2 protein-coding genes and 1 pseudogene are annotated in these 1,337 nt (G+C 54.7%); 2 read left to right on the top strand and 1 reads right to left on the bottom strand.

Features of this window, described 5'->3' with window-relative positions; translation table 11 throughout:
* Nucleotides 1-175: 175 nt before the first annotated feature.
* Complete coding sequence (locus B2W52_RS09200; protein WP_035458175.1) at nucleotides 176-373, bottom strand: hypothetical protein; 198 nt, start codon at nucleotides 371-373, stop codon at nucleotides 176-178.
* A gap of 216 nt (nucleotides 374-589) precedes the next feature.
* Between B2W52_RS09200 and B2W52_RS09205 the strand changes: the two genes are divergently transcribed.
* Both B2W52_RS09205 and B2W52_RS09210 read left to right on the top strand, forming a co-directional pair.
* Nucleotides 590-1,018, top strand: coding sequence for a hypothetical protein (locus tag B2W52_RS09205; protein WP_273088037.1), 429 nt, complete (start codon nucleotides 590-592; stop codon nucleotides 1,016-1,018).
* A 17-nt stretch (nucleotides 1,019-1,035) separates the two neighbouring features.
* Nucleotides 1,036-1,337 (top strand): annotated as a pseudogene (locus B2W52_RS09210) (TolC family protein); the annotation flags it as partial.

Here is a 1,337-nt window from a genome sequence, read left to right on the forward strand (position 1 = left end):
CAGTTTTCCTCTGACAGCACCGCTGAATTCATTGCATTGTTGATGAGCGGTAAAATAGCCCGAAATTCTGTTATATGCTTGATTTTATGAAAGAGTCGGGTACTGTGGAACCTGACAGCATAAGGGCTCCACATTCCACATGAACATCCGCCATTACTTAACTTGTCTACTGGCCTTACTGATTGCCCTGCAATCTGTGGCTGCCATGGCGGACGTTCACCAGCTTCATCAATCCGGGACGGAGCACCTGGAATTCGACCATTCGCATCAATCCACTGCCACTGATACCCACAACGACAATCTGCTCGCCAAGCAGACACCCGATCAGCCCGGACAGTCTGTATATGACTGCCACCATTGCTGCCATTGTCATGGCCACGGCTCTGTCGTTCTGATCGGAGCCACTTCACACTTAGCCGATTTATTCTCAGAAAACGGACAAGCCGACTATCAGGCCAACCTCACCTCTGGTATTCCCCCCTCTCTGTTTCGCCCTCCAATCGCCTGATCGCGCCTCAACAGCACGTCATCAGCCTCTGTAGCCTTGGGTTACAGCGAACAATTGGTATTTATTTTAGGGTGAAACATCATGAAACAGATCGCTATTGGGCTCGCGCTGAGCCTCGCGCTTGTCAATTCCGCTCAGGCCGAAAACAGCTTGCCTGAAATTGAAGTCGTCAATACCGACAACCAACGCTGGCATTTCCGCCAGGTGACCGTGAACCATACCGCCGCGGAGCTGACCGTCTTCGGACGGATGGATGCTCACCTGCGCTACGGCCTTCCCCGAGGCCATGTAGACATCGCAGCCTGGTCTGCTGATAACGAATTGATTGCGGAAACAACCACTGATTACTCACCGCGCCTTCTCACCAGACGCGCATCACGCAAGGGCGGCGTGCGTTTTTCTGCAAAGCTCCCCGCCTTGCCTGGTGATACCGTAATAAAGGTCGCCTTTCACCGGGATGAACCCCAACAACGGCAAAATCCGGTGCACGACCAAACCGTCGCACGCTGAATTTCAGGAGCATCAATATGAGACGATTTGACTGGCCCAGACGGGCCTTGCTGGGCGCGTGCGTGCTTTTTCTGCCCATGTTTGCTTACGCAGAGACATCGAGTTGGAGCGCCTGGCTCGCCTCCCAGATACAACAACACCCCGAGGTGCTTGCCGCCCGCGAGCAATTGCTGGGCTCCAACGCCAGCGCCGATGCGCTGGAGCAGCCGCTTTACAACCCGGAGCTGTCCACCGATTTGGAGCGTAATGGAGAGGAAGACAACTACCGGGTCGGCGTTCAGCAGACCATCGACTGGTGGGACAGACGGGGTGCAAGACG

This window comes from Marinobacter sp. UBA2498 (genome assembly GCF_002341575.1).
GTDB classification, from domain to species: Bacteria; Pseudomonadota; Gammaproteobacteria; order Pseudomonadales; family Oleiphilaceae; genus Marinobacter; species Marinobacter manganoxydans.